The organism is Micromonospora sp. NPDC050980 (assembly GCF_040653835.1).
Lineage (GTDB): Bacteria > Actinomycetota > Actinomycetes > Mycobacteriales > Micromonosporaceae > Micromonospora.
The window spans coordinates 310,878-335,434 of sequence record NZ_JBFAGS010000005.1 but is presented as its reverse complement, the minus strand read 5'-3'; the positions used below and the strand labels follow the sequence as shown (position 1 = coordinate 335,434).

Genomic DNA, 24,557 nt, shown 5'->3' with positions numbered 1-24,557 from the left:
GACCGGGATGCGGGTGCACGCGGAGCGGTTGCGCTGGGAGTAGACCAGGTTGACCGGGGCTTCGAAGCCGGGCACGAGGCGCCGGTAGGAGTTGACGGTCGGGTTGGTGAAGGCGAGCAGCGACGGGGCGTGGTGCAGCAGGCCGCCGATGTACCAGCGGGCGGTGTCGGACAGGCCGGCGTAGCCGGTCTCGTCGTAGAACAGCGGCTCGCCGTTGCGCCACAGGCTCTGGTGGGTGTGCATGCCGGAGCCGTTGTCGCCGAACAGCGGCTTGGGCATGAACGTGGCGGTCTTGCCGTGCGCCCACGCCTCGTTCTTGATCAGGTATTTGAAGAGTTGGAGCTGGTCGGCGGAGTGCAGCAGGGTGGAGAACCGGTAGTTGATCTCCGACTGCCCGGCGGTGCCGACCTCGTGGTGCGAGCGCTCCACCGTGAAGCCGGCGTCGACCATCCGGCGGACCATGCTGTCACGCAGGTCGGCGTAGTGGTCCACCGGGGGGACGGGGAAGTAGCCGCCCTTGTAGGCGGTCTTGTAGCCGCGGTTGCCGCCCTCTTCCTCGCGGCCGGTGTTCCACGCGCCCTCGATCGAGTCGACGTAGTAGAACGACCGGTGCGCCGAGGTCTCGTGGCGGATCGAGTCGAAGATGTAGAACTCCGCCTCGGCGCCGAAGTACGCGGTGTCCGCGATGCCGCTCGCTTCGAGGTACGCCTCGGCCTTCTTCGCCACGTTGCGGGGGTCACGCGAGTATGCCTCGCGGGTGAACGGGTCGTGCACGAAGAAGTTCAGCGCGAGCGTCTTCTGCGCCCGGAACGGGTCCACGAACGCGGTGGCCACGTCCGGGAGCAGCAGCATGTCCGACTCGTGGATCGACTGGAAGCCGCGGATCGACGAGCCGTCGAAGGCGAGGCCGTCGGTGAAGACGCTGTCGTCGAAGGACTCCACCGGCAGGTTGAAGTGCTGCATCACGCCGGGCAGGTCACAGAAACGTACGTCGACGAACTTCACGTCCTCGTTCTTGAGGTGACGTAGGAGTTCCTCGGGATTGGCGAACACACGTCCTCCAGGCGTTGTTGATCTCCGGCCACGTCCCGTGGCCGGACCGCCCGGGGACATGGCCCGTACGGCCACCGTACGACGGCCGGCCGTCGCCAGCGCGCCAACCGCCCATCCCGGGTTTCCTGCGTCACACCTCGGGTAGTCGCCGACATGTGCGGGATCAGCGGTGAGGCCCGCTTCGACGGGGCGACCCCGGACGCCGACGCGGTCGACCGGATGACCGAGGCCATGCGCTCGCGCGGCCCGGACGGTGCGGGCCGGTGGAGCGACGACTGGGTGATGCTCGGGCACCGCCGGCTGACCGTCATCGACCTCTCCGCGGCCGGTGACCAGCCGATGGCCCGCGACGACCTCGGCCTCGCCCTGGTCTTCAACGGTTGCGTCTACAACTATCCCGAGCTGCGCGACGAGCTGCGGGCCGCCGGGCACACCTTCCGATCCACCAGCGACACCGAGGTCGTCCTGGTCGCGTACGCCCAGTGGGGGGAGCGGTTCGTCGACCACCTCGTCGGGATGTTCGCCGTCGCGCTTGTGGACCGGCCGCGGCGCCGCCTCGTGCTGGCCCGGGACCGGCTGGGCGTCAAACCGCTCTACCTCGCCGAGTCACCCGGGCGGCTGCGGTTCGCCTCCACCCTCCCGGCCCTGCTCGCCGCCGGCGACGTGGACACCGGCGTCGACCCGGTCGCGCTGCACCACTACCTGTCCTGGCACTCCATCGTCCCGGCGCCGCGCACCATCCTGCGCGGGGTGCGCAAGCTGCCCCCGGCGACGGTGCGGGTGGTGCAGGCCGACGGGCGGGTCCGCGAGCACATCTACTGGCGGCCGGAGTACCGGCGCGACCCGGCCCACGACGGCATGGACGCCCGCGACTGGCGGGCCGCGATCGGCGACGCCCTGCGCACCGCGGTACGCCGGCGGCTGGTCGCCGACGTGCCGGTCGGGGTGCTGCTCTCCGGCGGCCTCGACTCCAGCCTGATCGTGGCGTTGCTCGACGGGGCCGGGCAGCACCACCTGAAGACGTTCAGCATCGGCTTCGACAGCCGCGGCGACGAGGCCGGCGACGAGTTCCACTACTCCGACCTGGTCGCCCGGACGTTCGCCACCGACCACCACCGCATCCGCCTCGCCGACGGCGACCTCGGCCCGGCGGTGCGTGCCACCGTGGCGGCCATGACCGAGCCGATGGGCAGCCACGACGTGGTCGCGTTCCACCTGCTCTCCGAGCAGGTCGCCCGGCACGTCAAGGTGGCCCAGTCCGGTCAGGGCGCCGACGAGGTGTTCGCCGGCTACGGCTACCACCACCGGCTCGCCCGGGCCGCCCGGCCGCACGCCGCGGCCGAGTTCACCGCCGCGTTCTTCGACCGGGACCACGCCGGGCTGAACCGGGTGGTCGACCCCGCGTACGCCTGCGACGTCGACGTCAGCGGCGAGTTGGTCGCCGCGGACCTGGCCGCGCCCGGCGCGCAGACCGCGGTGGACGCGGTGCTGCGCCTGGACACCCACCTGATGCTCCCCGACGACCCGGTCAAGCGGGTGGACAGCATGAGCATGGCCTGGGGGCTGGAGGTGCGGACCCCGTTCCTCGACCAGGACCTGGTGATGCTGGCCGCGGCCTGCCCGCCCGAGCACAAGCTGGCCCAGGGCGGCAAGGGCGTCCTCAAGGAGGTGGCCCGCGAGGTGCTGCCGGCCGAGGTGATCGACCGGCCCAAGGGCTACTTCCCGGTGCCGGCGCTGCGCAACGTCGACGGACCCGTGCGAGAGTTGGTGGTGGAGGCCCTGGACGCGCCCGAGGCACGCCGGCGCGGCCTGTTCCGCCGCGCGTACGTCGACGAGCTGCTCGCCGAGCCGGACCGGGCGCAGGCCGCCGCCGGCAGCAACAAGCTGTGGCAACTGGGCCTGCTGGAGCTGTGGCTACAGGCCCACGGCGTCTGATCGGCGGAGGGAGCGCGGTGAAGTTCGTCATCGAGAGTGAGACCGACGGCCGGGTGGGCTTCACCGTGCTGGGCGGCGACGGGCAGGTGCTCGCCACCGGCCGGCCCTGCCCGGACAAGGGTTCGGCGCTGGCCGCCATCGGTGAGCTGATGCACGGGCTGGGGGACGCCTGCATCGAGGACCGCACCGAGGCGACGGCCGCGCCGCCGACCGCGACCAGCGAGATCGGCGGCGGTGACATGTCCGCCATCGGCCGCTCCGGCATCCCCCCGGTCTGACCGCGGGGCGGCGTTCACCCCCGGGCCGGGTACCGGTCGAGGCGCTCGCGCAGCGTGTCGGCGAAGCCCTCGGCGGTGGCCAGCCGGTCACGCAGCGCGGCGACCCGGGCGGCGGCGACGGTGTGGAACATGCCGAGTCGATCGAGCAGGGCGGCCCGGTCGTCACCGTGCGCGTCGGGCAGCGCGTCCAGGACGCCGAGCAGGTCCCGCATCTCGTCGAGGGTGAACCCGAGCGGCTTCATCCGCTTGACCACGGCGAGCCGGTCGACGTCGGCGTCGGTGTAGAGGCGGAAGCCGCCCTCGCTGCGCGCCGACGGGACGATCAGCCCGGCCTCGTCGTAGTGCCGGATGGTGCGGATGCTCAGGCCCACCCGGTCGGCTGCCTCGCCGATCTGCATGAGCCGCCCGGCGGCGGGGGCGGGCGGCGGCATCAGTGGCCGCCGGAGAGCGTGCCGGCGAGCGTGCCGTGGATGGCGGCGCTCGGCTGGTTCAGCTCGACGATCTCGACGGTCTTGCCACGGGCGGCGTACCGGGTGCTGACCGCGTCGAGGGCGGCGACGGAGGAGGCGTCCCAGATGTGGGCGTGGGTCATGTCGATGACCACGTGGTCTGGGTCGCCGGCGTAGTCGAACTGGTGCACCAGGTCGTTGCTGGAGGCGAAGAACAGCTCCCCGCGCACCGAGTAGATGCGGGTGCCGCCGTCGGGGTCCAGCACACTTGTCACCTCGACCAGGTGGGCGACGCGGCGGGCGAAGACCACCATCGCGGTGAGCACGCCGACGACCACGCCGACGGCCAGGTTGTGGGTGGCCAGGGTGGTGACGACGGTGGCGACCATGACGGTCGTCTCGCCGTACGGCATCCGCCTGAGCGTGGCGGGGGCGACGGAGTGCCAGTCGAACGTCGAGACCGCCACGATGATCATCACGGCGACCAGCGCCGCCATCGGGATCGTCGCGACCACGTCACCGAGCGCCACGACCAGGATCAGCAGGAACACGCCGGCCAGGAACGTCGACAGGCGGGTGCGGGCGCCGGAGGTCTTCACGTTGATCATCGTCTGGCCGATCATGGCGCAGCCGCCCATGCCGCCGAAGAGGCCGGTGACGATGTTGGCCACGCCCTGGCCCCAGGACTCGCGGGTCTTGCTGGAGGGGGTGTCGGTGATGTCGTCGACCAGCTTGGCGGTCATCAGCGACTCCATCAGCCCCACCAGGGCGATGCCGAGCGCGTACGGGGCGATGAGGGCCAGGGTGTCCGTCGTCCACGGGATCCGCGGCAGGCCGAGCGCGGGCAGGCTGTCCGGCAGTTCGCCCTGGTCGCCGACGGTCGGCACGGCCAGGTGCGCGGCCACGGTGACCGTGGTCAGCACGATGATGGCGACCAGCGGCGCCGGCACCGCCCGGGTGAGGCGGGGCAGCCCGACGATGATCGCCAACGCGAGCGCGACGAGCGGGTAGACCAGCCACGGCACGCCGAGCAGGTGCGGCATCTGGGCGGCGAAGATGAGGATGGCCAGCGCGTTGACGAAGCCGACCATCACGCTGCGGGGGACGAAGCGCATCAGCCTCGCCACCCCGAGCACCGCCAGCACGATCTGGATGACGCCACCGAGGATCACCGCGGCGATCAGGTGGTCGAGGCCGTGCTCCCGGGCCAGCGGCGCGACGACCAGCGCGATGGCGCCGGTCGCGGCGCTGATCATCGCGGGCCGGCCACCGCAGATCGCGATCACCACCGCCATCGTGAACGAGGCGAACAGTCCCACCCGGGGGTCCACCCCGGCCAGGATCGAGAAGCTGATCGCCTCCGGGATCAGCGCCAGCGCGACGACCAGGCCGGCGAGGACCTCGGTCCGGAACACCTTCGGCGACAGCCAGGAGGGGCGGGGCAGGGACGGCCGCAGGGCCGTGGACAGCACAGGAGACATGAAGCCTTTTCCGCTCGGGGGCGTGCGGGCACGCACACGCCGACGCCGCGCCGCAGGGCGGGTCGGGACAACTCGGGATCGCCCGGTCGGCGTCGCCGCGAAGGCGACCACCAGGGCCGGCCCGAACCCTACTCTCCGGGGAGAGGAGAGTTCCCGCGCCGGTGATGATCGTCACCGCCGTCCCGGCGGTCACTGCTCGTCGTCGACGACCTCGGTCCGGTCGTCGACGGTGGCGGTGACGTCGAGGTGCTCGTCCGGCTGGGGCGCCTCCGCCAGGGTGTGGTGCGGGTCGCCGTCGGGGGAATACAGCACCTGGTCGGTCTTGCGGGTCTTCTCCCGGTCCTCTTCCGGTTCCGTCACGGCCTTCCCCTCCGGTCCCGGCTGCCCGCCTGCCAGGCGCCTCCTGCCCTCACGCTATGTGCCGCCCGCCCGGCGAGCAGGCGTTTCCGCGGTGTCGTACCGGCCTCGTAGGGTCACCGCCATGACGACGACACGCACCCACACGCTCGCCGTGCCCGGTGCCGACCTGGTCTACGACGTGCGGGGGCCGCTCCCGCCGCCGGATGGCCGCCCGGTGCTGCTCATGATCGGTCAACCGATGACGGCGGAGGGCTTCGCGGCGCTCGCCGAGCACCTCGCCGACCGCACCGTGGTCACCTACGACCCGCGCGGTCTGGGCCGCAGCCGGCGCACCGACGGCCGGTCCGACCACACGCCGCAGCAGCAGGCCGCCGACCTGCACCTGCTGATCGAGGCGCTCGGCGCCGGCCCGGTCGAGGTCTTCGGCAGCAGCGGTGGCGCGGTGACCGGGCTGGAACTGGTCGCCACCCACCCGGGCGACGTCGTCACGCTTGTGGCGCACGAGCCCCCGATCAACGCGGTGCTCCCCGACGCGGCGGGCGCCGAGCGGGCCCGGGCCCGCTTCCACGACGCCTACCGGGCGAGGGGCTCCGGCGCGGGCATGGCCGACTTCATCGCCATGACGTCCTGGCAGGGCGAGTTCACCGACGACTACTTCGACCGGCCCGCCGCCGACCCGGCCGCGTTCGGCCTGCCCGTCGACGACGACGGCAGCCGCGACGATCCGCTGCTGTCGCAGAACTCGTGGGCGGTCACCGACTACCGCCCCGACGCGGCCCGGCTCGCCGCCGCGCCGACCCGCATCGTCGTCGCGGTCGGCGAGGAGTCCGCCGGCACCTACACCGCGCGCACCGCGCGGGGCACGGCGGCGCTGCTCGGGCAGGAGGCGGCGGTCTTCCCCAGCCACCACGGCGGCTTCCTCGGCGAGCACTCCGGCTACGCGGGCAGGCCGGCGGAGTTCGCCGCCCGGCTCCGCGAGGTCCTGGCCTAGCCGTACGGGCGGCGGGTGAGCGTCGCGTGGGCCATCGTGGTCAGCGTGACGATGTCGAACACCGGCACGCCGAGCCGTGCCTGGATCCGGTGGGCGAACGGCACCAGGTCGGTGCACTCGATCACCAGCGCGCCCAGGTCGGGGTGGGCGCGGGCGAGCGAGTCCACCCGGGCGTCGACCTCGGCGGCCAGCCGGTCCACGTCCAGCGCGTCGCGCCGCCCCTGAAGCATCACCTCGCGGAACTCGGGCTGCCCGGCCATCCCGGTGACCGCGACCGGCACGTCCGCCGCGCCCACCGCCGCCAGGTGCCGGGGGGTCAGCGCCGCCTCGTCGGCGACCAGCAGCCCCACGGTGCGCCCGACCATCCGGTGCACCATCGGCACCTGCAGCAGGCTCGACGACCACAGCGGCACGTCCACCGCGGCGGCCAGCTCGGCCTGGAACAGCACGAGGAAGCCGCACGCGCCGGTGATGCCGGCCACCCCGGCGGCCTGCAGGTCGCGGGCCGCCGCGACGAACGGCTCCAGCAGCGTCGGGTCGGCCTCGCACACCAGCCGCTGCGGGGTGGCGCCCTCGACCACCCGGTAGCGCACCGGGAAGTCGAACGTGGTGGGGTTGCGGATGTGCCCGGGGATCTTGTCGAAGCTGGTGTCGAGGCAGAGCACCCCGACCTCCGGCCGGTCGTCCATCAGATCCCCCTCCGGAAGCGGTCCAGGGCGAACGTCTCCAGCGGCAGGGCCGCTTCCGCGCCGGTGACGAGCTGGGCGAGCAGTTCCCCGCCCGCCGGGGCCAGGCCCATCCCGATGTGCCCGTGCCCGGTCGCCACGCTGACGTTGTCCCAGCCGCCGGCCCGGCCGATCAGCGGCAGGCTGTCCGGGGTGCACGGGCGCAGGCCGCTCCACACGTCGAGCCGCCGGTCGGTGTCCAGCGCCGGCAGGTAGCGCCGGGCGGTGTGCAGGATCCCGTCCACCCGGCGCGGCGACACCGAGGCGTCCAGCCCGGCCAGTTCCAGCGTGCCGCCGACGCGGACCCGGTCACCGAGCGGCATCACCGCGACCTTGCCCTCGCTGAGCAGCACCGGCCGGGTGGGCGTGCCCGGACCGGCCGGGACGGTGACCGTGTAACCCTTCGCCGGTTGCAGGGTCAACCCGACGCCGAGCATCCGCGCGCACGCCGCCGACCAGACCCCGGCGGCGATCACCACCTCGGCCGGGCGCAGGTCACCCCGCCCGGTCCGGACGCCACGCACCCGCCGGCCGGTCACCTCGAAGTCGCTCACCTCGGCGCCGGTGACGATCTCCACGCCCTGCGCCCGCAGCGCCCCGGCGAGGCCGACCAGGAACGCGGGGATGCGCAGCGCGGCGCCCTCCTCGTTGAGCAGCGCGCCGGCCACCGCGAAGTCGACGCCCGGCTCCAACGCGGCCAGCTCGGCGCGGCCGAGGTCGCGCAGCGGCACCCCGCGCGCGGTCGCCGCCGGGATGCTCCGCCGCGCCCGCGCGTACCCCGGCTCGGTGTGGCAGGCCAGGATCATGCCGCGCTCGGTGAGCGTGCCGGCCAGCTCGTCGCGGACGCAGATCTCGCGCAGCAGCGCGAGGCTGCGTTGCTTGAGCGCGAGCAGCGTCTCGAAGCCGGCGCGGGCGTGCCGCTCGGTGCAGTGCCGGCGGAAGTGCCACAGCCAGGCCAACAGGGCGCCGTCCAGCCGGGGCTTGACCGAGAACGGGCTCTCCGGGCTGAACAACCAGCGGACCCCCTTCGCCGGCACCCCCGGTTCGGCCAGCGGCGCCGAGCCCTGGGTGCCGACGAAGCCGGTGTTCCCCGCCGAGCAGGCCGCCGGGTCGCCGACCTCGCCCCGGTCCACCACCGTGACGGTGTGACCGGCGCGGCTCAGGAACCAGGCGCAGCACAGCCCGACCACGCCCGCGCCGATGACCAGCACGTCGGGATCGCAGCGGGCGGGCGAAGTCATCGTCGCCGCCGGTCAGAGCGTGACGACGAAGAAGCAGGTGGGCAGATTCACCACGACCCGCTCCCAGATCTCGGCGCGCAACGCCACCCCGGGCTCGGCGAACGTGCCCGGCGGCGGCTCGGCGAAGCCGATCGTGGACCGGCCGGCGTCGAACAGCAGCGCGCCGTGGCCGAAGTCGCCGACGATCGCGGTGCCCGGGTCGACCAGCCGGGTACGCACGATGAAGACGCCGTTGTCCTCCACGTCCCGCATCAGCGTCCCGGTGCCGAGCAGCCGGTAGTAGTCGGCCGGGTTGATGATCAGCCCGTCGGCGGTGCTGCCCATCTGCTCCACCTCGTTGCAGGCGGACAGGATGGTGGAGCCGAACGGCCCCGGTTCGGTGAGCCGTCCCAGGTCCGGCATGCCCAGCAGCCCGCCCTCGCCGCGCAGGATGGTGTGGTTCTCGGCGGTGGCCAGCCGCACCACCAGCCGGTAGTCGATGAACTGCGCGAAGCTGACCGGGTCCTCCCACAGCGTGTCCGGCACCTGCACCCACGCGGTCGTGGTGAGCAGCGGCGGGACGGGGGAGCGGTGGAAGTGGTTGGCCGCCTCCCGGCGCAGGTCCGCGCCGTCGACCGCCGGGTCGCCGGGGCGCGGCGGGCTCTCGTGCCAGTAGAAGTCCTGCGGGTCCGCCGACAGGTCCACCACCTTCAGCATGTTCCGTGACGGGTAGCGCGGTTTGCGCCGGGAACTGGTCAGCGAGTCGGTGATCGTGACGTCGAAGTCGACGCTGGTGTCGAAGCCGTCGGAGGCGAACGCCTCGACGAACAGCCCGCCCGGCGACATCTGGGTCCTGCGGGCGGCGACCACCTCGGCGATGGTCCGCTTCACGGTCTCGGTGGATTGCGGCATCTGGTGTCCCTTCCTCAGGCCGGCTTGCGGGCGACGAACATGCCCCAGCCGAACTCGCCCCGGTCGATGGCCGCCTGGATCTCGTCGCAGGAGTCGGCGAAGTTCCCGATCCAGGTGCGCGCCGCCTCGTCGGTGGTGGTCGCGGCGCGCTCGCGCGCGGTGCGGCCCAACACCCGGTACGTCTGCCGGATGTGCGTGTCCAGGCTGTGGGCCACCACGTCCACGAACCCGGCCTCGGCCAGCGCCTCGCGGTAGCCGTCCAGCGAGTAGCCGCCGTTCCAGCGCACCCGGTCGTAGACGTGCCGGCGGGCCGCCTCGCCGATCCGCTCGGTCGGCTGGAGGAAGTCGGAGACGGCCAGCACGCCGCCGGGGGCGAGCACCCGGAACATCTCGGCGTGGCTGCGCGGCTTCTCCGGCACCAGGAACAACGCGTCCTGGCTGACCACGTGCGTGAACGTGTCGTCGGCGTACGGCAGCGCGGTGGCCGAGCCGTGCCGGAACCGTACGTCCAGCCCGGCGCCGCGCTCGGCGCGCCGCTGCTCGGCGAACCGGACCCGCTCGATGCTCAGGTCCACCCCCTCGCCCCGGCAGCCGGTGCGTCCGGCCAGCCGCAGCAGGAAGTTGCCGCAGCCGCAGCCCACGTCGAGCACGTTCGACGACGCGTCGATGCCGGCGTCGTCGGCGAGGATGTCCGAGGTCCGGTCGGCCGCGGCGTGGTAGTCGGCGTCGTCGTCGGCGGCGAAGTAGCCGGTGTGCAGCACGCCCTCGCTGTCCCAGAAGCTGAGGTACGTCTGCGTGGTCTGGTCGAAGAACTCGGAGACGTCGCGCTCGGTGAACTGGCTGGTCGTGGACATGGCACTCCCTCGTGCGGCGGGCGGGTGGACTCAGGCGTAGGTGTCCTTGCGGACCCCGGTGAGGTGGGGCAGGTCGGGGCCGGTGGCGGCGGCGCCGCCGTCGATCAGGTGCACGCCCGCGGTCACGTACGACGCCCGCTCGCCGGCCAGGAACGCGGCCACCGCGGCCACCTCCTCGGGACGGGCCAGCCGGCCGACGGCGCTGTGGTGCCCCATCGCGGCCAGCCGCGCCTCCACGTCGCCGTCGTCGCCGGCCAGGCGGGCCGCCGCGCGTTCCATCGGCGGGGTACGCACCCCGCCGGGGGCGAGCACGTTCACGGTGATCCCGTCGCGGCCCACGTCCACGGCGAGTCCCTGGGCGAAGCGGACCAGCGCGGCGCGGGTCACCCCGGACAGCACCAGCGGGCCGATCGGCACGCAGGCGGTCTCGGAGGCGACCAGCAGCAGCCGGCCCCACCCGGCGGCGCGCATGTGCGGCACCGCGGCCAGGGACAGCGCGACCGCGGGCAGCAGCACCCGGTCGACGGCCGCCCGGTAGTCGTCGGCGACGAACCCGGCGGCGGTGCCGACCGGTGGGCTGCCGCCGCTGGCCAGCAGCACGTCCGCCCCGCCGAGGTCGGCGGCGACCCGGTCGACCCAGCTGGCGGCGGCATCGGTGTCGGTGAGATCAACGGCGGTCGCGCTGACCCGTCCGGTGGCCACCGCGCGCAACTCCCGTTCGGCGGCGGCGAGGCGCTGCGGGTCGCGCCCGCAGACCGCCACGTGCGCGCCCTCGGCGGCGAACTCCTTCGCGCAGGCCAGCCCGATTCCGCTGGTGCCGCCGGCGACCAGCGTCACCCGACCGGTGAGTCCCAGATCCACGTCCGTCACCTCTCCGTCTCGCCGACGCGGGCCGCCGCGCCGGTGCGCGGTCCGGTCGAAGCGCCGGACCGGTAGCCGTAGCGGGCGGACAGCGGCCAGGCCAGCGCCGTCACGGCGAGGCGCTGCCGGCCGCTCAGCGTCCGACGCCACCCGTCGTCGGTGTCCCGGATGACCGTCCGGCCGGTCCGGAACCGGTCCGGGTTGCCGGTCACCGTGTGGTTGCCGTGCAGCTCGACGGTGCGGTCGCGGACCGGGTTGCCGGCCGGGTCGACGCCGACCAGCCGCAGCAGGGCGTCGACGGTGCCGGCCGGGTCGGCGGCGAAGTCCTCGTACCGCAGGAACGTCGAGCGCCCGGGATGCCGGCGGTTGATCGCCGCCGAGGCCCGGTTGAACCCGTGCCAGTAGGCGGTGCTGCGCGCCGCCGACATGGCGTACACGTAGTCCTTCGGCTGCCGCCAGGAGTGCGCCACCGCCCGCGGGTCGCGGACCAGGTGCAGCCAGTACGGCTCGACGCCGGGCACGTGCGGCAGCAACGCCGACTCGCCCGGGATCTTCGTGCTGTCCACGATCACCCGCGCGCCGGTGCGGGCGGCCACCTCCCGGTAGACCGCGCCGAGCAGCTCGGCGTGCGCGCGGGTGTCCGCGTCGTCCGCGCCCCGGCGCAGCACCCGCCAGGTGTGCCGGGTCCGCAGCCGGGCGCGTTGGCGGCGGATCACCTCGGCGGCGTGCGCCTCCGCGGACACCCCGGTCGGCCGGCCGACGGGCAGCACCGCGGACCACAGCGGGCAGGCGGTCAGCGCGACGCCGCAGCCGCACCTGTCGTTGACCCCGCGGCCGGTGGAGTTCGTCCACAGGAAGTGCAGTTCACCGACGTGCGTCACGCCGGGCGTCTCGCCGAGCACGTTGCCGATGATGGTGCTGCCGTTGCGGCACCAACCGGTGACGCTCAGGACGGTGACGGTTCCGCTCATGTGCGCGCCTCCACGGGCTGTCCGACGGCGACGGGCCGGCCGATGCGCAGCGCCATCACGGCGGCCACCGCCGCCCCGGCCGCGCCGGCCACGAACACCGCCGGGTAGCCGAACCCGGCGGCGACCAGGCCGGTCGCCGGCCCCCACACCGCCAGCCCGAGATCCCAGAACGAGGTGTACGCCCCGATCGCCGCGCCCTGGCGCGCCGGGTCGGTGCGGTTCATCACCATCAGCGCCAGCGACGGGTGCAGCAGGGAGAACCCGACGCCCATCACCACGCTGCCGGCCACCGCGACCGGCAGGTTCGGCGCGACCGCGATGACCAGCAGCCCGACCGCCTCGCCCACGCCGCACCAGGTGGCCACCCGGCGGGGGCCGAGCCGGTCGGGCAGGTGACCGATGACCAGCCGGGTGCCCGCGTAGACGGCGCTGAAGCAGCTCAGCACGACCACGCCGTGGCCGATGCCGCGGGCGTCCAGGTGCAGCACCACGAACGCGGCCAGCCCGGCGTACCCGGCCGCGCCGAACGTCAGTGCCACGCCGGGCAGCAGCGCGGGGCGCAGCAGCAGGCCACCGCCCCGCGCCGCCGGCGCGGCCCGCGGCGGCGCCGGTGCCAGCGCGACAAGCGCGGCGCCGACGGCCGGGGCGGCGGCACTGAGCGCCCACACCGCCGGGTACCCGGCCTGCTGCACGGTCGCGCCGAGGAAGGTACCGGCGGAGATGCCGCCCCACATGCTCACCCCGTACAGGCCGATGAGCTGGCCGCGCCGGTGGTGCGGGGCGAGTTGCACGATCCACACCGCCCCGGCGGTGAACAGCGCGGCCTCCCCGGCGCCGAGCAGCAGCCGGATCGCCACCAGCGCCGGCACGCCCAGCGGCGCCAGGTACAGCAGCCCGCCGGCGGCCACCACGAGCGCGCCGGTCAGCATCACGGTGCGGTGGCCGTACCGGTCGGCGAGCGCGCCGGCGACCGGCCGGACCAGCAGCGCGGTCACCGCGGTCACGGTGACCACGACGCCGACGGTGAGGTCGCCGGCGGCGTGCCGCTCCCGCAGGAACCCGGGCAGCACCGGGATGACCGCGGTCAGCCCGAGGTAGCCGGCGAACAGGCCGCCGAGCAGCCCGACCAGCGCGAGCCGGGGCAGCCGCCTCCCCTCGGTGGCCGGGTCGCTCACGGCCGCGCCAGCGCGGCGTCGCGGGCGGCGGCCACCTTGCGGACCGCGTGGACCAGGTCGTCGCAGTCGTCCGGGGTGAGGTTGGACGACAGCGGCACGTCGACGGTCTCGGTGAGCAGCCGCGCGGTGTGCGGCAGCGTCGCCCGGACCTGCCCGGGGTCCGCGGTGTCGTAGAGGAAGCGCCAGTTCCAGAACGCCCGGACGTTGAGGTCGTCGTCGGCGCCGATGTTGCGGGCGTCGATGCCCTCGGCCCGCAGCGCCCGGGCGAACCAGCCCGCGTCGCCGCCGGGCACGCGGAACAGGAACGCCTCCCCGAGGTACGCCCCGGGCGCGACCGGCCGCCGCACGGCGATGCCGGGCTGGTCGGCCAGGGCACGCCGGACGTGGGCGTAGTTGCGGTGGAACAGCGTCAACCGCTGTGGCAGCCGGGTCAGCTCGGACCGCAGCAGGGCCGCCCGGATCTCGTCCATCCGCAGGCTGAGCAGGGGCAGGTCGAGGCCGGTGAGCGGCGGCTCGCCGTGCGGGAAGTGCCGGCGTAGCCGCCCCTCGTACGCGCCGGACAGCGCGACCGCCCGGGCGAACAGTTCGCTGTCGTCGGTGACCAGGAAGCCGCCCTCACCGCAGTTGAGCGCCTTGTCGGACTGGGTGCTGAACGCGCCGGCCGCCCCGAACGTGCCGAGTTTCCGACCGTGCAGTTCGGCGCCGAGCGCCGGTACGGCGTCCTCGATCAGCGGCACGCCCATCTCGGCGGCGAAGGCGGCGAGCGCCTCGACGTCGGCGGCGAATCCGCGCATGTGCACGACCATGACGGCGCGGATGTCCGGCCGCCACCGGCGTCGCAGGTCGTCGAGGTCCATCCGCAGGTCGTCGTCGACCTCGACCAGAAATGGTCGGCAGCCGGCCAACACAATAGCGCTCGGAGTGGCGACGAAAGTGAATCCGGGGCAGGCGACCAATGACCCCGGCGGCACTGCGGCGCCCATCAGGGCCAGGGCCAGGGCGGCGGTGCCGCTGGAAACGGCGAGAGCGTGCCGGGTGCCGAAATAGCGGCACAGTTCGTCCTCGAGGCGACCGCATTCGGTTTCGTTCTGCGGGCGGTGGTCGTAGCGGAAGTAGAGATGGCTGCGGATAGCCCGAATCGCGGCGTCCTCGTCCTCGGCGTGTACGAATACCGCGCCTTTGTCGTAGGTGGGCCACGGCGTGCGCCGGACCGGCGGACCGCCGTGCAGTGCGAGCTGTTTTTCCAGCTCAGCGCCGTATGGAACCGGCCTTGGCCGGTTCGGCGCGGGAGCGTCGTCGTTCCCGTTCACCGGCGGACTCCTCGGGCGAGCGGCGGCAAGTCCTATCCGCGCGATGGGATTTGTCGGGCGCGCGCCGGGCAGGCTTGCTCGGCGGAATCTCGCGGTCCCGGCGTGATCCCGTCGAGGGGTGGGAAGTGCCACCGGATCCGACATTGGCGTGGGGTGGATCCAGTGACCATCATGATTGTCCTCCGGGTCGCCACCGTCAATATCTCGAAGAATGGTTGCTGACAGTGACAGTGGACAATAAGGAACTGTCCCTCGCGGGGCGTGCCGCGCCCGCCGTCGCGGCCCCGTGCCGCCGGTCTCCGCGCCGATCCGCCCGGACGCCCGCCCTCTTGACTGAGGGTGACCGATCCGGTGTCGTCGGCCGGCCGGCGGAGACGGCGCGGCGGGCGTCGGACGGTCAACGCCCGGCGTGCCGCCAGGGCGGCGCGGACCTCGGCGACCGGGAGGCGCTGGAAGCGGGCCGGGCCGAGCGGTCCGAGCCGTGCACGGTGGCGTGGTTGAGCACGGACCGCGCGCTCACCCCGGCGCCACCACCTCGATGACCTCGGCCGGAGCGCGGCGCGGCGCCGGTGGCAGATCCTCGTCCGGGCCCCAGCCGACCCGCACCACCAGGTAAGGGTCCCCGATGCCGGCGAGCAGGTCGCGCATCGTCCGGCGTGGCCAGGCCAGCTCGATCGCGTCGCTGAGCGGCGCGCCGGACAACCCCTCGGCGGTCGCCGTGAGCAGCAGCGCCGACAGCGCCTCGCCGCCGCGCAGCCACGCCACCGGCTCGTCGCGGTCACCGAACAGGATCAGGTACGCCGCGCCGCGGTCGAAGTCCGCGCCAGCGGCCAGCCCGGCCGCCCCGTCGGGGGCGTGGTCGCGCAGCGGGACGCGTCGTGGCGCGGGCCGGACCGCGGTGCTGGCGGGCACGCCGTCGCCGCTGCCGGCCGGCCGGTTCGTCCACCGGCGCAGCTCCTCCCGGTACGCCGGGTCGGCCAGCTCCGCGTCGGCCGCGCGACCGGTGGACACGGCCAGCATCGGCATCTGGTCCGGGCGGACCACGTGCAGGTGCGCGCCCTGCGCCTCGACGGCGTCCGTGAGCCGGGTCAGCACCCACTCGGGCACCGGCCGGTCGCCGTACGCGCGTCGGTCGGTGCGGCGGCGGGGAATCGCCTCGACCAGCCGCAGCGCCGGCACGTCCAGCGCGGTCGGGCCGGTGGCGCGCAGCCGGGCCAGCAGCGTCGGGTCGGCCGGGTCGGGCAGCCGGTCGACGGTGACCGCCCAGCCGGCGGCGGCGAGTGACACCCGGGCGTGGTGCAGGGCCGCGCCGCAGCTCAGGACCAGCAGCCGGCCGTCCGGGTCGGTGTGGGTGAGCTGCCGGCCCGGGTCGGCACGCAGCTCCAGCGTGTCCCCGCCGACCCGCCAGCGCCACGGTTGGGTGTTGAACACCGAGGGGGCGTGCAGCGACTGCCGGGCCGCCGCCTCCAGCACCCGTACCGCCGGGTTCTGCTGCGTGCGGGTCGATGACCGGTCCATGGCGGCGCCTCCTCGTTGCTCGTCCCCTTCCGAGGCTGCCCGCCCCCGAGGCGGCCGGACAGGGCCGGAGGACCCGCCTGCCCGGGACCGCGGCGCCCCGGAATCTCGAACACTCACTGAGCGGGGGCCCCTCCTTGCTCGGCTGGGACGGCGAGGGCGATGGTGAGGTCGAGGACGGCAGCCGGGTCGTGCAGGCGCTCGCCGAACAGCTCCCGCAGCTTGCCCATCCGGTAGCGAACGGTCTGCGGGTGGACGAACAGATCCGCCGCCACGTCGTCGCGGCGTCCCTGGTGCAGCAGCCATGACCGCAGCGTCTCGGCGAGCCGGTGCGCGGTGGCCGGGGGCAGCGCGGCGAGGGGGGCCAGCGCCTGGGCGCGCAGGTCGGCAAGCGCCTCCGGGTCGGTGCTGAGCAGCAGCGTGGCCAGGTGACGCTCGGTGTCGACCGGCCCGGCGTCCGGTTCGCCGAGGCCGAGGGCGAGAGCCCGGGTGGCCCGCTGGTAGGAGGCCGCCACCCGGTGCCAGGGGCGGGCCGGGCCGAGCACCGCCCGGTGCCCGTGCAGCAGCCGGATCAGTTGCCGGCGCCGGCCGCCGTGCGCGTCCGGCACCAGCAGCACCGCCAGTTCCTCGGCCGGACGCACGCCGGGCAGGTCCTCGCCGCTCTCCAGCGTCTGGGAGCCGAGCAGGGCGAGCACGGCCCGCAGGTGCCGGCGGGGCAGCAGCACCACGGTCAGCGTCTGCGGCGGCGGCCAGTCGGCCCGCTCCGCGCTGCGCCGCAGCGACTCCTCCGGCTCTCCGGCGAGCAACTGCTGGGTGAGGCGCTCCAGGTCGCGGCGGCGCACCCACCCGGCGCTGGCCAGCTCGTCGGCGTGCCCGGCGACGCTGGCCGCGGACAGCTCGTCGATGTAGGCGAACATCAGCTCGGCGAACTCGGCCACCGTCTCGGCGGCCAGTCCGCTGCGCACGGTGGTGGTGGAGACCTCCCGCCAGGCCACCCGGGCGCCCACCCGGTACGCGGCCAGCAGCGCGTCCATGCTCCGCCCCGAGCGTGCCTCGCCGCTGCCCAGCGCGTACGCGGCCTCCAGCGCCGGGGCCAGCGGGGTGCTCGGGTCGAACGCCTGGGTACCCTCGATGAGCTGGAGGAACGTGCCCAACGCAATGCGTACCGCGTTCTCGATCTTCGCGCGCATGGCGTCGGTGAGCGCGCCGGAGTAGTCCGGCACCTCGGCGGTGATCGCGGTGACGGTCCGCTCGGCGACCATCGGCAGCCGGTTGCGCAGCATCGCCGCCACCTCGGCGTCGAGATCGAGGTGGGCGGCGCGCGGCCCGGTCCCGGTCTCCTGCGTCATGTTGTTCCCCTCGAACAAAAACCCGTGGCCGTTTCACCTTCGCCGGTCAAGATGTTATGCGATTACGCAGCCACGCTGGTCATATGACCACAACTGCCCCCCGCCGCTCCCAGAAGGGCTCCTTCCGGGACAGGCTGCTGCGGTTGGCCGGCACGGTCACCACCCCGCTGCTGCCGGGCGACTACCTCGACCTGATCGCGCCGTTGCGGGCCGGCGCGCCGCTGCGCGGTCGGATCGTCGCCGTCCGTCCGGAGACCCCTGACGCGGCGACGCTGGTGATCCAACCGGGGCGCGGCTGGCGGGGCCACCTGCCGGGGCAGTACGTGCGGCTCGGCGTCGACGTCGACGGGGTGCGCCAGTGGCGCGCGTACTCGGTCACCTCGCCGCCCGGCGCGGCGGACGGCCGGATCGCGGTGACCGTGAAGGCGATCGAAGACGGCAAGGTCAGCAACCACCTGGTCCGCCGGATCCGTCCCGGCACGATCGTGCAACTCGACCAGGCGCAGGGCGAGTTCGTGCTGCCCACGACCACGCCCGAGCGGGTCCTGTTCCTCACCGCGGGCAGCGGCATCACCCCGGTCATGGGGATGCTGCGGGCCGGGCTCGCCGAACGGGCCGACGTGGTGCTCGTGCACTCCGCGCCCACCCGGGACGACGTCATCTTCGGCGCGGAGCTGCGGGCGCTTGCCGCGCGCGGCGCGGTACGCCTGGTCGAGCGGCACACCGACACCTCCGGCCTGCTCGACGTGGCCGAGCTGGACGAACTCGTACCCGACCACGCCCGGCGCCACACCTGGGCCTGCGGGCCGATCGGCATGCTCGACGCCGTCGAGGGGTACTGGACGTCGAAGGGCGTCATCGAACTGCTGCACACCGAGCGGTTCCGACCCACCGTGATCACGCCGGGCGACGGCGGCACGGTGACCTTCAGCGGGGCGGGGGTGACCGTCGAGGCCGACGGTGCCACCACCCTGCTCGACGCGGGGGAGAACGCGGGGGTGCTGATGCCCTCGGGCTGCCGGATGGGGATCTGTTTCGGCTGTGTCGTGCCGCTGCGCCAGGGCGCGGTGCGCGACCTGCGCAACGGCGACGTCACCACTGCCGTGCCGGGTGACGGCGTGCGGATCCAGACCTGCGTGTCGGCGGCCGCCGGTACCTGCGACATCGAACTCTGAGGAGCCACCGACGTGACCGTGATCCAGAAGAAGGCCGACAACCCGATCGCCCACCTGAGCGCCGAGGACATCGAGATCATCGGCAAGGAGCTGGACGCGATCCGGGACCGGGTCGTCGCCGACCGGGGGGAGCGGGACGCCCGCTACATCCGCAAGGTGATCAAGACCCAGCGGACGCTGGAGATCAGCAGTCGCGCCGTGCTGCTGTTCTCGCTGTTCCCGCCGGCCTGGATCGTCGGCACCGCTGGCCTGTCGATCGCCAAGATCCTCGACAACATGGAGATCGGGCACAACGTCCTGCACGGCCAGTGGGACTGGATGCGCGACCCGAAGATCCACTCCACCACCTGGGACTGGGACCACGTCTCCCCGGCCGACCAGTGGAAGCAGTCGCACAACGAGCTGCACCACCGCTACACCAACGTGGTCGGCAAGGACAACGACCTCGGGTACGGCATCATGCGCGTCGACGAGGACCAGCCGTGGCACCCGATGCACCTGGGCCAGCCGGTGTGGAACCTGCTCAACGCCGCCTTCTTCGAGTACGGCATCGCCGCGTACGACCTGGAGCTGGGTGAGCACGTCAAGCAGAAGCGGCTCAAGGACCCGACGTTCCGGGCCAAGGCGAAGGCGGTCGGCCGCAAGATCCGCCGCCAGGTGCTCAAGGACTACGTGGTGCACCCGCTGCTTTCCGGCCCCTCGTTCCTGTCCACGCTCGCCGCGACGTTCACCGCGAACCTGATCCGCAACGTGTGGAGCCACTCGGTGATCATGTGTGGGCACTTCCCGAGCGGCGTGGAGACGTTCGAGAAGACCTCCATCGAGGGCGAGACGCGCGGCGAGTGGTACCTGCGGCAGATGCTCGGCTCGGCGAACATCAGCGGCCCCCGGCTGCTGCACCTCATGACCGGGAACCTGTCGTTCCAGATCGAGCACCACCTCTTCCCCGACCTGCCGAGCAACCGCTACCAGGAGATCGCCCCGCAGGTGCGGGCGCTGTTCGACAGGTACGGGCTGCGCTACACCACCGGCCCGCTGCCCAAGCAGGTCGCCTCCGCCTGGTGGAAGGTCGTGCGCCTGTCGCTGCCCAACCGGCGTCACCGCCGGCAGCCCGTCGCGTCGGGTCCGCTGCTCCCCTCCGGCGCCGCCTGACCGGCACGTGCACGGCCGGTGAACGTCCGCCCACCGGCACCCGCACAATCGATGTCCTTGCAGCTCAGGCCGCATCGCGCGGCCGTCGGGCCGGTCTCGCGTCCCCGTACACTCGCGCCCATGCCGATGCAGCGGGACGTCGCGACGCCGCCGGGCGCCGGCCGGCGCGTGGTGATGCTCGTCGACAACGCGGTCGACGGCGACTCGCGGGTGCAGAAGGCCGCCCGGTCCGCCGCCGACGCCGGCTGGCACGTCACGCTCCTCGGCTGCGCCCGGGTCGCCGCCGAGCGCCGTTGGCGACTCGGTGACGCCGAGGTGCGTGTGCTGCCCCTGGACGCCCCGCCCGTCGACACGCACGGTCCGCCCGACGCGGGCGCGGTGGCTGCGGGCCTGCGCGACGCGGGTGTGGCCGGCCGGGGTGCGGCGGGCGGCCGGCGCGACGCGGACGGGGAGACCGCCGGTCGTCACGGTGCTGCCGGCTTTCGTGGTGGTGTGCGCGGCCTGGGGGGCGCCTCGTCCGGCCTGCGGGGGCGGCTGGTGGCGCGTGGCGGGCTGCCGTTGCGGGTGGCCCGGCTGGCCCGTCGGCCGGTGGAGCACGCCCAGGTCCGCTACTGGCGGGCCCGGCTCGGCGACCGGGCCTGGCGCCGGCTGGAGCCGGGCCTCTGGGACTACGAGCGGGTCGCCGGCCCGATCATCGACGAGTTGCGCCCCGACCTGATCCACGCGCACGACTTCCGGATGCTCGGCGTGGCCGCCCGCACGGCCGACCGGGCCCGCGCCCGGGGGCGCACGGTGAAGCTGGTCTGGGACGCCCACGAGTGGCTGCCCGGCGCCCGGCCCCGCCGCGACAACGCCCGCTGGCTGCCCGCCCACCTGGGCTACGTCCGCGAGTACGTCGGCCACGTCGACGCGGTCGTCACCGTCTCCGACACACTCGCCGACCTGCTGGTCCGCGACCACGACCTGCCGGAACGCCCCACCGTCGTGCTCAACGCGCCGGTCGCCGAGCCCGCACCCACCACCGCCGGCGTGCCCGCCCCCGACCTGCGGGCCCGCTGCGGCCTGGCCGCCGACACCCCGCTGCTGGTCTACAGCGGCGCGATGGCCGTGCAGCGCGGCGTGGACACCGTGGTGGAGGCGCTGCCCCGACTTCCCGGCGTACACCTGGCGTTGGTCGTGGCCGACCCGGCCGCCGCCTATGTCCGGCAGGTCGTGGCACGTGCCGTCCGCCATGGCGTCGCCGACCGGGTGCACGTGCTGCCGTACGTGCCGCACCGGCAGCTCGTCGCGTTCCTCGCCACCGCCGACGTCGGGCTCATCCCGCTGCACCACTGGCCCAACCACGAGATCGCGTTGATCACCAAGTTCTTCGAGTACGCGCACGCGCGGCTGCCGATCGTGGTCAGCGACGTCCGCACGATGGCCGACACGGTCCGGGCCACCGGCCAGGGCGAGGTGTTCCGCGCCCGGGACGCGGCGGACCTGGCCCGTGCGGTCCGGGCCGTCCTCGCCGATCCGGGCCGCTACCGCGCTGCCTACGACGGCCCGGACTCACCGCTGCCCACCTGGACGTGGGAGTCCCAGGCCGACCGCCTCGACGCCCTCTACCGTCGCCTGCTCACCCCCACCCCATGAGCCGTCGGCCGTAACCGGAACGCCCTGACACCCATGCCGTTCCACCCGTGGTCCGCGCCGCACGGGAGTGGAACACCGTGGGTGTCAAAACCGGGTTGAGACACCCATGGTGTTCCACTCACCACGATCGGCGCTCGTGGGTGGAACACCACGGGTGTCTCGACCCGTCCTGACGCCCCACACCGTCCCCCGGGCCACCCGCCCGGTCGGACCGCCCGCGTCGATCATGAGGTTGGCGGACGACAAATCGGGCGACGGGGACCGCTAACTTCATGATCGCCGGGGCCGGGGCCGGGGCCGGGGCCGGGGCCGGGGGCGGGAGCGGGAGCGGGAGCGGGGGCGGGGAAAGGGGTGGGCGGGGGGAGAACTGGTGGGTTAGCGTGGGGGGTATGCAGAGCAGGCGATCAGTCACCGCCGCGGCCGCGCGAGCTTTCCGCTCGCCGGTTGCCGCCGCCTGACCTGCCCCACCCCGCACGCCGGCGACCGGAGACGGTCCGCCGGCGTCGTCGTGTCACCCCACTTCCCGGTGGACCGTCCGGACGCCCCTACCGGAAGGCGCCCGCCATGACACCCGACGAGATCATCCGCACCTTCGCGGAGCACTACCACCGCCTCGACCATCGCGACGCGCCGGAGAGTTCCCTGGTGCCGCCGCCCGGCGACCCGGTGCTGTTCACCACGTCCGGCATGCACCCGCTCACGCCGTACCTGCTGGGGCGCCCGCACCCGGGCGGACGGCGACTGGCGAACGAGCTGCTCACCGACGGCTACCGCATCCCGCCGGAGAAGCTGCACGCGACGGTCTTCGGCGGCGACGACCAGCTCGGCCCGGACGACACCGCCCGCCGGACCTGGACCGCGCTCGGCGTGCCGGTGGAGGCGCTCGGCGCGGACAACTGGTGGTCCAACGGCCCGACCGGTCCGTGCGGACCGGACTCGGAGATCTTCGTGTGGACCGGGGACGGGCCGCCGACCGGCACCCCGAGCGGCGACGGGCGCTGGGTGGAGGTGTGGAACCACGTGCAGATGCGCTACCACCGCCACCCCGACGGTCGGCTGACGCCGCTGCCGCTGTCCAGCATCGACACCGGGATGGGGTTGGAGCGGCTGGAGATGGTGCTGCGTGGCGAGACGTCCGTGTACACCGGCGACGGACTGCGCCCGTGGGTGGGCGCGGTCCGCGACCGGTGGGACCTGCCCGGGGCGGACCTGCGGGTGGTCGCGGACCACCTGCGCTGCGCGGTGGTGGTGCTCTCCGACGGGGTACGCCCGGGCAACACCGGCCGGGGCTACGTGCTGCGTCGGCTGCTGCGCCGCGCGCTGACCGTGCTGTGGCGCGGCGAGGAGACGCGGAGCCTGGCGGAGCTGCCGCTCACCGCCTACGCCGACACGCAGCGCCGGTTCCGCCGGCCGGCCGACCCCGGGCCGGCGCGTGAGCTGCTGTGTGACGAGGAACGCCGGTTCCGGGAGCTGCTGCGACGAGGCCGGCCGCTTGTCGACCGGGTCCGCGCGCGGGGTCCGCTGACCGACCGCGACTACCACTGGCTGCACGACACCCACGGGCTGCCCCGCGAGCTGGTCGACGGCCTGCTCGCCGACGCGGGCTGAGCGGTGGCCGCCCGGCCCGGCGGATGCCAGACTCGTCCTCACACGTCGCGCGAGGGAAGAGGACCCATGACCGGGTACGAGGTGCGGCCGGACGAGGAGCGGGTGCCGTTGCTCGGCGCCGAGCTGCGCATCACCGATCCGGCCGGGCTGCTCGCCGCCGCCGGGGACGGTCCGGTGGAGCTGCTGGCCGGCGCGAGATTCCCCGCCCCGGTGCGGGAGGTCCGCTGCACCGTGCGCGCCGACACCGCCGGCGGGCTGCCGGTGCACCGCTTCGAGGCGTACCTGCGGGTGGAGGCCGCCCCGGCCGGGCTGCTCGCCGTCGGGCTGGCCGGGCCGGTCGGCCTGCTGCTCGCCGAGCGGCTCGCCGCGCGCGGCGGTGACGGCCCGGCCGCCGTGGTGGGCCGGGTCGCGGCCGGGGCGGGCCGTCGCCTCGGGCTGCGTCCCACCGGCGCCGCCCTGGTCGCGCCGCCGCGCGACCCGGCCGGCCGGGCGGTGCTGGCCACCGCCGAGGCCGCCGGCGTGCGGCCCCGAGTCGAGCAGGACAACGGCGCGGTACGCATCCGCGCCGACGTGCCCAGCGCCGAGGTGGCACCGGAGCACCTGCGCGCCGTGCTCGGCCTCGTGTTCCAGGCCGTCCGCGAACTGGCCGGCGACAGCGTCGAGCCGACGGTGCTGCGCGGACGGACGTACCTGGTCGGGCGGCGACCGGTCGCGGTGGCCGCGCCGCGCAGCGCCACGGTGACCCTCGACCAGGTCGGCGGCCTGGCCGACGTGGTGGCCCGGTTCCGCGAGGTGGCGGTGTCGTTCCGGCACCCGGCGGCGATGGCCCGCTGGGGCGCGCGCCGGCCGCAGGGCATCCTGATGTACGGCCCGCCGGGCACCGGCAAGACCATGCTGGCCCGGGCGCTGGCGAACGAGGTCGGCGCGGACTTCGTGGAGATCCGCACGCCGGAGATCCTGGACAAGTACCTCGGTGGCTCGGAACGCAACATCAAGCGCATCTTCCGCGACGCCCGCCGCTACCGCCGGCCCACCGTGATGCTCTTCGACGAATTCGACTCGATCATCAGCTACGCCGCGGCCGGCGGCGACGCGGCCAGCCAGGCGGTCAACGCCGTCGCCGGCATCTTCAAGCAGGAGATGAACACGCTGTTCGAGGAGAACCCCGACGTCATCGTGGTGGCCACCACCAACTTCCCGCAACGGGTGGACGCCTCGCTGATCCGCTCCGGCCGCTTCGACCTGAAGATCGCCATTCCGGCGCCGGACGAGGCCGGGCGCGCGGAGATCCTCGGCAAGATGGTCCGCGAGCTGATCGACCGGCATGAGCGGCCCGGCTTCCGGATGTTCGCCGACGACCTCGACCCGGCCGCGCTCGCCGCCGACACGGCCGGGCTGACCGGCGCGGACCTGCGGGAGGCCCTGCGCCGGGTGCAACTCGCCAAGGCGCTGCGGGAAGCCACGGAGGGTGCGCCGCCGGCCCCGATCGGCCAGGATGACCTGCGCAAGGCCATCGCCGGACTGCGCCGCGGCTGAGGAGAAAGGAGC

Annotated in this window: 22 protein-coding genes; 8 read left to right on the top strand and 14 right to left on the bottom strand. The window is 74.1% G+C overall.

What is annotated here, in order from left to right; all coding sequences use genetic code 11:
• Positions 1 to 1,053: type I glutamate--ammonia ligase (gene glnA, locus AB0H28_RS11725; RefSeq protein WP_358037394.1), on the bottom strand; the 1,053-nt coding region annotated here is incomplete at its 3' end.
• Between the two features lie 153 nt (positions 1,054 to 1,206).
• Here glnA and AB0H28_RS11720 point away from each other — a divergent pair.
• A complete protein-coding gene (locus AB0H28_RS11720) occupies positions 1,207 to 2,988 on the top strand; it encodes an N-acetylglutaminylglutamine amidotransferase (protein WP_358037391.1) in 1,782 nt (593 codons plus the stop codon).
• A 17-nt stretch (positions 2,989 to 3,005) separates the two neighbouring features.
• A complete protein-coding gene (locus AB0H28_RS11715) occupies positions 3,006 to 3,266 on the top strand; it encodes a hypothetical protein (RefSeq protein ID WP_358037388.1) in 261 nt (86 codons plus the stop codon).
• Between the two features lie 14 nt (positions 3,267 to 3,280).
• Here AB0H28_RS11715 and AB0H28_RS11710 read toward each other — a convergent pair whose 3' ends face one another.
• The 3 genes from AB0H28_RS11710 to AB0H28_RS11700 form a co-directional block, all read right to left on the bottom strand.
• The gene (locus tag AB0H28_RS11710) at positions 3,281 to 3,697 is read right to left on the bottom strand and encodes a MerR family transcriptional regulator (RefSeq protein ID WP_358037385.1); all 417 of its coding nucleotides are present in this window, start codon (positions 3,695 to 3,697) and stop codon (positions 3,281 to 3,283) included.
• Positions 3,697 to 5,196 carry a SulP family inorganic anion transporter gene (locus AB0H28_RS11705; protein WP_358037382.1) on the bottom strand — a complete coding sequence of 500 codons (1,500 nt, stop codon included), beginning with the start codon at positions 5,194 to 5,196 and terminating at the stop codon, positions 3,697 to 3,699. The genes AB0H28_RS11710 and AB0H28_RS11705 overlap by 1 nt, the downstream gene beginning before the upstream one ends.
• 189 nt (positions 5,197 to 5,385) lie before the next feature.
• Complete coding sequence (locus AB0H28_RS11700; protein WP_358037380.1) at positions 5,386 to 5,556, bottom strand: hypothetical protein; 171 nt, start codon at positions 5,554 to 5,556, stop codon at positions 5,386 to 5,388.
• A gap of 121 nt (positions 5,557 to 5,677) precedes the next feature.
• Between AB0H28_RS11700 and AB0H28_RS11695 the strand changes: the two genes are divergently transcribed.
• The gene (locus tag AB0H28_RS11695) at positions 5,678 to 6,547 is read left to right on the top strand and encodes an alpha/beta hydrolase (protein ID WP_358037377.1); all 870 of its coding nucleotides are present in this window, start codon (positions 5,678 to 5,680) and stop codon (positions 6,545 to 6,547) included.
• Here AB0H28_RS11695 and AB0H28_RS11690 read toward each other — a convergent pair.
• The 10 genes from AB0H28_RS11690 to AB0H28_RS11645 all read right to left on the bottom strand — a co-directional run bounded on the left by AB0H28_RS11690 (position 6,544) and on the right by AB0H28_RS11645 (position 17,439).
• Complete coding sequence (locus tag AB0H28_RS11690; RefSeq protein WP_358037374.1) at positions 6,544 to 7,236, bottom strand: aspartate/glutamate racemase family protein; 693 nt, start codon at positions 7,234 to 7,236, stop codon at positions 6,544 to 6,546. The genes AB0H28_RS11695 and AB0H28_RS11690 overlap by 4 nt on opposite strands.
• Positions 7,236 to 8,513, bottom strand: coding sequence for an FAD-dependent oxidoreductase (locus AB0H28_RS11685; RefSeq protein WP_358037371.1), 1,278 nt, complete (start codon positions 8,511 to 8,513; stop codon positions 7,236 to 7,238). The genes AB0H28_RS11690 and AB0H28_RS11685 overlap by 1 nt, the downstream gene beginning before the upstream one ends.
• 12 nt (positions 8,514 to 8,525) lie before the next feature.
• Entirely contained in the window at positions 8,526 to 9,404 is an 879-nt protein-coding gene (locus tag AB0H28_RS11680) for a family 3 encapsulin nanocompartment shell protein (RefSeq protein WP_358037368.1), read from the bottom strand.
• A gap of 14 nt (positions 9,405 to 9,418) precedes the next feature.
• On the bottom strand, positions 9,419 to 10,258 hold the full coding sequence (locus AB0H28_RS11675; protein WP_358037366.1) for a methyltransferase domain-containing protein: 840 nt from the start codon (positions 10,256 to 10,258) through the stop codon (positions 9,419 to 9,421).
• Between the two features lie 30 nt (positions 10,259 to 10,288).
• Complete coding sequence (locus AB0H28_RS11670; protein WP_358037363.1) at positions 10,289 to 11,119, bottom strand: SDR family oxidoreductase; 831 nt, start codon at positions 11,117 to 11,119, stop codon at positions 10,289 to 10,291.
• A gap of 5 nt (positions 11,120 to 11,124) precedes the next feature.
• Complete coding sequence (locus AB0H28_RS11665; RefSeq protein WP_358037360.1) at positions 11,125 to 12,090, bottom strand: sulfotransferase; 966 nt, start codon at positions 12,088 to 12,090, stop codon at positions 11,125 to 11,127.
• The gene (locus tag AB0H28_RS11660; protein WP_358037357.1) at positions 12,087 to 13,265 is read right to left on the bottom strand and encodes an MFS transporter; all 1,179 of its coding nucleotides are present in this window, start codon (positions 13,263 to 13,265) and stop codon (positions 12,087 to 12,089) included. Before AB0H28_RS11660 ends, AB0H28_RS11665 begins: the two co-directional genes overlap by 4 nt.
• On the bottom strand, positions 13,262 to 14,575 hold the full coding sequence (locus AB0H28_RS11655) for an aminotransferase class I/II-fold pyridoxal phosphate-dependent enzyme (protein ID WP_358037354.1): 1,314 nt from the start codon (positions 14,573 to 14,575) through the stop codon (positions 13,262 to 13,264). Before AB0H28_RS11655 ends, AB0H28_RS11660 begins: the two co-directional genes overlap by 4 nt.
• Positions 14,576 to 15,091: 516 nt before the next feature.
• Positions 15,092 to 16,093 carry a nitroreductase gene (locus AB0H28_RS11650; RefSeq protein ID WP_358037351.1) on the bottom strand — a complete coding sequence of 334 codons (1,002 nt, stop codon included), beginning with the start codon at positions 16,091 to 16,093 and terminating at the stop codon, positions 15,092 to 15,094.
• A 113-nt stretch (positions 16,094 to 16,206) separates the two neighbouring features.
• The gene (locus tag AB0H28_RS11645; protein ID WP_358037348.1) at positions 16,207 to 17,439 is read right to left on the bottom strand and encodes a helix-turn-helix domain-containing protein; all 1,233 of its coding nucleotides are present in this window, start codon (positions 17,437 to 17,439) and stop codon (positions 16,207 to 16,209) included.
• An 83-nt stretch (positions 17,440 to 17,522) separates the two neighbouring features.
• Here AB0H28_RS11645 and AB0H28_RS11640 point away from each other — a divergent pair, with 83 nt between their 5' ends.
• The 5 genes from AB0H28_RS11640 to AB0H28_RS11620 all read left to right on the top strand — a co-directional run bounded on the left by AB0H28_RS11640 (position 17,523) and on the right by AB0H28_RS11620 (position 24,545).
• Positions 17,523 to 18,614, top strand: coding sequence for a ferredoxin reductase (locus AB0H28_RS11640; RefSeq protein ID WP_358037345.1), 1,092 nt, complete (start codon positions 17,523 to 17,525; stop codon positions 18,612 to 18,614).
• 12 nt (positions 18,615 to 18,626) lie between these two features.
• The gene (locus AB0H28_RS11635) at positions 18,627 to 19,766 is read left to right on the top strand and encodes an acyl-CoA desaturase (protein ID WP_358037342.1); all 1,140 of its coding nucleotides are present in this window, start codon (positions 18,627 to 18,629) and stop codon (positions 19,764 to 19,766) included.
• A gap of 126 nt (positions 19,767 to 19,892) precedes the next feature.
• Positions 19,893 to 21,401, top strand: coding sequence for a glycosyltransferase family 4 protein (locus tag AB0H28_RS11630; protein ID WP_358037432.1), 1,509 nt, complete (start codon positions 19,893 to 19,895; stop codon positions 21,399 to 21,401).
• Positions 21,402 to 21,965: 564 nt separating this feature from the next.
• Positions 21,966 to 23,009 (top strand): alanine--tRNA ligase-related protein, encoded by a 1,044-nt coding sequence (locus AB0H28_RS11625; RefSeq protein ID WP_358037339.1) that lies wholly within the window; start codon positions 21,966 to 21,968, stop codon positions 23,007 to 23,009.
• A gap of 66 nt (positions 23,010 to 23,075) precedes the next feature.
• Positions 23,076 to 24,545, top strand: a complete 1,470-nt coding sequence (locus AB0H28_RS11620; protein WP_358037336.1) for an ATP-binding protein — start codon at positions 23,076 to 23,078, stop codon at positions 24,543 to 24,545.
• Positions 24,546 to 24,557: the final 12 nt, after the last annotated feature.